The sequence below is a fragment of the Enterococcus sp. PF1-24 genome, from assembly GCF_029893325.1.
Classification (GTDB): Bacteria; Bacillota; Bacilli; order Lactobacillales; family Enterococcaceae; genus HY326.
The window spans coordinates 22,717-29,515 of the sequence record NZ_JARXWL010000031.1 but is presented as its reverse complement, the minus strand read 5'-3'; the positions used below and the strand labels follow the sequence as shown (position 1 = coordinate 29,515).

7 protein-coding genes are annotated in these 6,799 nt (G+C 32.5%); all 7 read left to right on the top strand.

The genetic code is table 11. The features are described 5' to 3' along the window. Positions 1–419 precede the first annotated feature (419 nt). Genes M2139_RS12050 through M2139_RS12020 form a run of 7 tightly spaced genes read left to right on the top strand, consistent with a single transcriptional unit; the run spans position 420 to position 6,792 of the window. Positions 420–1,256 (top strand): class II aldolase, encoded by an 837-nt coding sequence (locus tag M2139_RS12050; RefSeq protein WP_280739084.1) that lies wholly within the window; start codon positions 420–422, stop codon positions 1,254–1,256. A 16-nt stretch (positions 1,257–1,272) separates the two neighbouring features. Then, complete coding sequence (locus M2139_RS12045) at positions 1,273–3,174, top strand: BglG family transcription antiterminator (protein WP_280739085.1); 1,902 nt, start codon at positions 1,273–1,275, stop codon at positions 3,172–3,174. 21 nt (positions 3,175–3,195) lie between these two features. After that, positions 3,196–3,615, top strand: coding sequence for a PTS sugar transporter subunit IIA (locus M2139_RS12040; protein ID WP_280739086.1), 420 nt, complete (start codon positions 3,196–3,198; stop codon positions 3,613–3,615). 10 nt (positions 3,616–3,625) lie between these two features. Next, positions 3,626–4,102 (top strand): PTS sugar transporter subunit IIB, encoded by a 477-nt coding sequence (locus M2139_RS12035; RefSeq protein WP_280739087.1) that lies wholly within the window; start codon positions 3,626–3,628, stop codon positions 4,100–4,102. 21 nt (positions 4,103–4,123) lie between these two features. After that, complete coding sequence (locus M2139_RS12030; protein WP_280739088.1) at positions 4,124–4,888, top strand: PTS sugar transporter subunit IIC; 765 nt, start codon at positions 4,124–4,126, stop codon at positions 4,886–4,888. Continuing rightward, entirely contained in the window at positions 4,881–5,711 is an 831-nt protein-coding gene (locus M2139_RS12025; protein WP_280739089.1) for a PTS system mannose/fructose/sorbose family transporter subunit IID, read from the top strand. The genes M2139_RS12030 and M2139_RS12025 overlap by 8 nt, the downstream gene beginning before the upstream one ends. 37 nt (positions 5,712–5,748) lie before the next feature. After that, the gene (locus tag M2139_RS12020) at positions 5,749–6,792 is read left to right on the top strand and encodes a zinc-binding dehydrogenase (protein ID WP_348522609.1); all 1,044 of its coding nucleotides are present in this window, start codon (positions 5,749–5,751) and stop codon (positions 6,790–6,792) included. Positions 6,793–6,799 lie beyond the last annotated feature (7 nt).

Here is a 6,799-nt window from a genome sequence, read left to right as displayed (position 1 = left end):
CATGAAATGTGAAAAGCCAGCGTCTTTAGGCGCTGGCCGGTTTTAGGGGCTTATAGCCCCAGAGCAAACCACCCTTTTGAAGGGTGGTGATGATTTTTGTAGAAGCTCTAATGACCTTTGTAATTTTTGTTTTTTTACTGTATTCTAACTATTGAGTGTAAAAGCTTTTTCTTATATACTTTGATATAAATACAATATAAATTTTTTGCATAAACTCCTTTATTTCGTTTTTGATATGGCGTAAACAACTATATTTAAATGATTAAAGGGGTTTTTAATATATTTTTGAAAGGAGGATGTTTTATTAATTTGGAGCTAATAAAAATGATAATTGCATTAATAATAATGCAAAATATTTGTTCCTATACTCTTTTATTCTAATATAAAATAAAATCACAAAGAAGAAAGAAGGAATGAAGATGCAATTAGTAAATGGTTTTAAGTTGATGGAATATGCTAAAGAAAAGAAGTTAATTTTACCAGCATTTAATACTACAAATTATGAGTTAACAGCAGGAATTGTTAAAGGATATGAAGCAATGGGATTAGGCGGATATATTGCAATTTCTTCTAGTAATTTGAAATTATCAAGTCCTAAAATTATTGCAAATATGGTGAAAGCGGCTATGAAGGATGTTTCCACACCGATTGCACTTCATTTAGATCATGGTAAAAGTTTTGAAGATGTAAAAGCATGCATTGATGCAGGTTTTACATCAATTATGGTGGATGCTTCTCATTTACCACTTGAAGAAAATATTAAAGAGGTAAAACGGACTGTTGAATATTGTCATTTTTATGGAATTCCTGTAGAAGCAGAACTGGGTGCCATTGGTGGAAAAGAAGATGATCATATTTCAGAGGAAGATGCCAAAACAAATCCAGAAGATGTTAGATCATTTGTCGAACAAACACAATGTGATATGTTGGCTGTTGCAATCGGGAATGTTCATGGGATGGATTTAGTTCCCAAGTTAGATTTTCCGTTATTGGAAGAAATAGCAGAAATTTCTTCAGTGCCTTTGGTTCTTCATGGCGGATCAGGGATTCCTTTTAATCAAGTAAGGAGGGCGAGGGAAAATAATTTAATTAAAGTAAACTATGGTTCAGATTTAAGACAAGCATTTATTAGAACCTTTGGAAGCGCATATGAAATTAACCATAATGAATTTGATATCATGTCGCTTTCGAAAGAAGCAATTATTAATGTAGAAGATCGCGTAAAAGCGATTATAAGAGAAGTAAATATTCACTAAGAATGGAGAGGATACTGTGTTAAATCAACGACAACAGGCGATTTTGAAAGAATTTGAAAAACACAGCCCTTCATTTTTACCTGCTGAGTATCTTGTGAAAAAATTTGGTGTGAGTACACGAACAATTCAAACAGATGTGAAGCAGATAAAAATATTTCTAGCAAAAAATGGATTTGCAGAATTAGTTTCAGTTACGTCTAAAGGAAGTAAGCTATTAATTCATAATATGGAACGATATGAATTAGAATTTAGTCACGATAAACAAGAAAATAATCAAGTACAATCAGATCGTGTTCGGAAGCTCTGTATTCTATTGTTAAACCAGAGGAGCCCGGTAAATAAGCAGTACTTAGAAGAAAATTTATTTATTAGTTCATCAACTCTTAACTCAGACTTAAAAGAGGTGGGAGAAATATTCAACGGTTTTCACCTAGATTTAATAAGGAAACGTAGTATAGGTGTGAGTATTGTAGGTGCTGAATATGATAAAAGAAAATGTCTTTTAAAATTGGGTCATATGGAAATTCATCAAAATCAAGAAAAAGTTGCCGTGCAAGATCAAAATCGTCAAGATATTGAAAAGATTTTAGTCAGTGTGTTGTTAAAATATCATTACCATATTTCCGATACGCTATTTCAAAATTTGATTGTACATATAGAAATGGCAATTAAGAGAATGAATACAGGCTTCTATATTAAAAATCATGAGTTAGATAAAAAAATAAATCTTGAGTCTGAAATACAGGTTGCAAACGAAATTTTTTCACGCCTAAGTAACCGTATGTTTTTTAAAGTATCTGATGAAGAAGTTGTCAATTTAGCAATTTATATTAAAGGAAAAAGTGATTATGAAAATGATGACTATATTTCTGAAGAAGTAAATACATTTATTTTATATTCTTTAGAAGAAATCAATGAAAAATTTAATATTGATTTTTCACAAGAAATAGATTTACGAATTTCATTAGCTCTTCATTTAATGCCTTTGATAACTAGGATTGAGTATAACATCCAGAATGATAATCAACTTTTAGCTCAAATTAAGCAGTCTTTCCCGTTAGCGTTTGATATTGCTGCTTACATGTGTTTGTTGCTTCAAAGAAATATGGATAAAAAAATTACAGAAGGTGAAATTGCTTATTTAGCAATTTATTTCAATCAATATTTATCTAAATACAATGATATTTCAGGTAAACAAAGAGTGTTAATTATAACTAGTTTGAAACGGAGCGAGAGCGTATTATTACGTCAAAGATTTGCGACGTGGTTTTCAAATGAAATATCAATTTTAACGCTTTTAAACATCCATGAAATCCAGGAAGTAGATATTGAAGATTATGATGTAATTTTTACAACTGAGCAAACAGATTTATCGGAGAAGATGGGAGCAATCTTAATTAGTTTTTATCCAAGTGAGGCAGAATATTCAAAAATCAAGTTAGCCATTGATGGATTTAAAGATAAATTTGAGATTATTGATTTATTTTGTGAGGGACTTTTCCATTTTGGTGATTTTACAACTAAATCTGAATTGCTAGATAAAATTTGTTTTAATTCTTCAGATAAAGTGGGTGGAAAGACTTCTCAATTAAGGCAAGCAGTTGATTTAAGAGAAGAGTTAGGTAGTAGCTATTTTGGAAATCGGATTGCTCTTCCGCATCCAATTAATCCTTTTTCTGTAGAGACATTTGTTTCAGTTGTTTTATTAAAAAATGAAATAGACTGGGATGCTGAACGTAATCAAGTAAGCTTAGTTATGTTAGTGGTTATCGAGAAAAATAATGCGAAAGTTTTTCAGTTGTGGAATTACCTTTCAAAAATAATTCAAGAAAAAACCTTTGTTGATCGTTTGTTAGAAAATCCAACATTTGAAAATTTTAAATTGAATTTATCACAGCTGTTAGATGAATATATTTAATTTTATTAGGAGGCGACAGAAATGAAATTTATACTAGTATCTCATGGTGATTTTGCAAAAAGTATGCTAGGAAGTGCTCAGATGATTGTTGGAGAGCAAAATGAAGTACAGGCTTTTGGTTTGTATCCAAAAGATGATATTGGCGAATTGAAGAGTAAAATAAGAACCGCCATAGAGGGAATGGGAGGAGAAGATATGATCTGTTTTACGGATCTATTTAGCGGGAGTCCCTTTAATGCAGTAGTTTCTTTAATGGGTGAGTATCCTATCCGTCATATAACAGGAATGAACTTGCCAATGATTTTGGAAGCATTCATGATGAGAATGAATGAAAATAACACTAGAGAGGATGTGTGTGATAAATTAATTTCTCAAGCACCAGAGACATTTATTGATGTGAATAAATATTTAGAGCAGACATTAGAAGAAATAGAAGAATAGGAGAAAAAAGATGAAAAATATTATATTTGCTAGAGTAGATGATCGATTAATTCATGGAGAGGTTGTAACTGCTTGGACACCAAGCTTAAGTATTAATCATATCATTATTGTTGATGATGTTGTGGCAAGTGATCCTTTTCAAAAAAGAATTTTGAAAGCGCTAGCTCCTACAAAAGTAAGAGTAGATGCGTTCACTGTAGAAGAAGGAATTAAAGAATTAAATAAAGATTACAATGAAAAAGAACGTGTTTTACTTTTAACAAAATCACCAATCGCTTATGCAAAACTAGTGAAGGGAGGAATTAAACTTCCACAAGTCAATCTTGGAGGGATGGGAATTCGTGATGAGCGTAAACCATTCATTAAGAATGTGGCATGTGATGAAGTAGAAATTGAAGCTATTCGCGAGATAGTAAATAAGGGAATTCATGTGTTTTATCAGTTAGTTCCCGAGCAGCGATTGATAGAAATTACAAATCTTTTATAAAATTAAGGGGGAGAAAAAAATATGTCAGTATTTCAAGCATTTTTATGTGGATTGATTTATTTCTTTGCAATTGGGAATTTACCTTTTGTTGGATTATGGTCTTTACAAAGACCGTTAGTTTGTGGACTAATTACTGGGATTGCGTTAGGAGATCCATTAATGGGAGCAATGACAGGGGCATCTATTAACTTAGTGTATCTTGGATTTATATCAGCTGGAGGCTCAATGCCAGCAGATATGGCATTAGCTGGTGTTTTAGGTACGGCATTTGCAATTACTGGCGGATTGGATGCACAGACGGCACTTTCAGTGGCGGTGCCTTTAGGCTTATTAGGTACAATTGTTTGGTATGCAAGAATGACATTTGGTTCTATTTTTGTTCATGTAGCAGATAGGTATATTGAAAAAGGTGAGTATCATAAAATTTGGCGTGCAAATGTTTTATTTCCACAATTATTGACAGCTGTTATTACAATTATTCCATGTGGTTTAGCTGCCTATTTTGGAGCTAGTTATATTACTGGATTAATTGAAGCACTTAGTGGAACCGCATTAACAATTTTTACAGTTATTGGTGGAATGATGCCCGCGCTAGGGGTAGCAATTACTTTACAATACATTTTTAAAGGTGAAGCAAAAGTATTCTTATTTTTAGGATTTATTTTAGCAACATATTCTGGTTTAGATTTATTGCCATTAGGTATTATTGCAGGTCTTGCAGCACTTATCTATGTACAATTATCAGGTAAAAATTCTGATGCTGAGGAGGAAGAAATCTATGAGTAAAGAAGTTGAAGGAAGTTTAATTCGAAAAAAAGATTTATTTCGTTCTTGGTTAATTTGGGAAAATTTACCTCAAACTTGTTATAACTATGAACGAATGATGGGTCAGGCAGTTGCGCATGTTTTTGTTCCTATTTCAAAACGTTTATATAACGATGACCCAGAGAAAAAGAAAGAAATGATGAAACGTGAGATTGAATTTTTTAACGTCCATATTGAATTTGGCGCTTGTATTATCGGAATGATTATTGCATTGGAGGAACAAAAAGCTAAAGGAAAAGAAATTCCTAATGAATTTATTACTAGTTTAAAAACTTCTTTAATGGGACCTTTATCTGGCGTAGGAGATACGATTTTTCAAGGAGTTTTAATTCCCATTTTATTAGCTATTTGTATTGATTTAACTCTTAAAGGAACAATTTGGGGATCTATTATTTATGCGGTAGCAATTATTGCTATTGCTTGGGGAATGAGCTATTCCACATTTATGATTGGGTATCGAGCGGGAGCAGATGCTATCATGGACTTTTTAGAAAAGGGAATCCTTAACAAAGTCTTAAAAGGTGCAGAAATAATGGGATGTATGGTAATGGGGGGGTTAATTTCAAACTATGTGAAAATGCATGTAGCTTTAGAAATTGTTAGTTCAACGACCACCTTTAAAGTACAAGAACAATTTTTAGATGCTGTTATGCCAAATATTTTACCATTTGGTTTTACTTTGCTTATTTACTATTTAATGAAGAAAGGTTTTTCTTCATTAAAAATTATAGGATTAATTATAGTGATTGGTATTTTGGGTGGATTTTTAGGTATTTTAGGTTAATTAAATAATTTAATTTGAGATTGGAGACTTTAATAGGATGAAAGCGATTGTTGAATTAGGTCCAAAAAAATTGGAAATACAAGAACTACCAATACCTAAAATTGCTGCAGATGAAGTGTTGATGAAAGTTCGAGCAAACGGTTTATGTACCAATGATGTGAGAGATTATATTGGCGATACAAAATGGTCATATCCACGAATTGGTGGACATGAGTTTAGTGGTGAGATTGTTGAAATTGGATCTGATGTTAATCCAGAACATTTTCAAGTAGGAGATCATGTTGTAAAATATATTATTCCAGCCTGTGGTGAATGTCACTATTGTAAAACTGGGCGAGAAAATTTGTGTGTAGAAATCTACACATCTTCAACTTTCCGAAATGAAGATGGTATCTCTGGCTTTTTAGGTCTAGCTCAATATATTACAGTTAAAAGTAAAGATCTTTATAAGTATCCCAAAGAAGTTCCATTTGAACATAGCGCATTTACTGAGCCTTTAGCTTGTGTAGTAAATAGTATTGAGCGAGCAAATTTGGAATATGGACAAGATGTTTTGGTTATAGGCGGTGGTGTAATGGGATTGATGCATATTTTGTTAGCTAAACTTCAAGGGACACGGGTACTTTTAAGTGAACCTAATGAAGAGCGACGTAAATTAGCTGAACAACTAGGGGCTGATTTTACTTTTAATCCAATGCAAATGGATGCTGTAGCATTAGTTAAAGAACAAACTGAAGGACGTGGAGCAGATGTTGTTTTCAATACAACAGCTATTCCAGCCATTGCTAAACAAGCTATTGATTTCACTGCAAATGGTGGTCAGACTTTCATGTTTAGCTCTATGCATCCTAATGATTTAGTACAGACTGATATGGGATCAATTCACTCTCATGAAAAAGTCATCACTGGGACTGTTAGCCCAACTATTCCAACGTTTTATCGATCTGTTCAGTTAATCTCAAAAGGCTTAGTGGATATTACACCCTTGCTTGATAAAGTTTTTGATTACCAAGAGGCGGTAAATGCCTTTGAATATGCATTACGCCCTGAAACATTGAAGACAATAATCACTTTTGATTGATATAAAG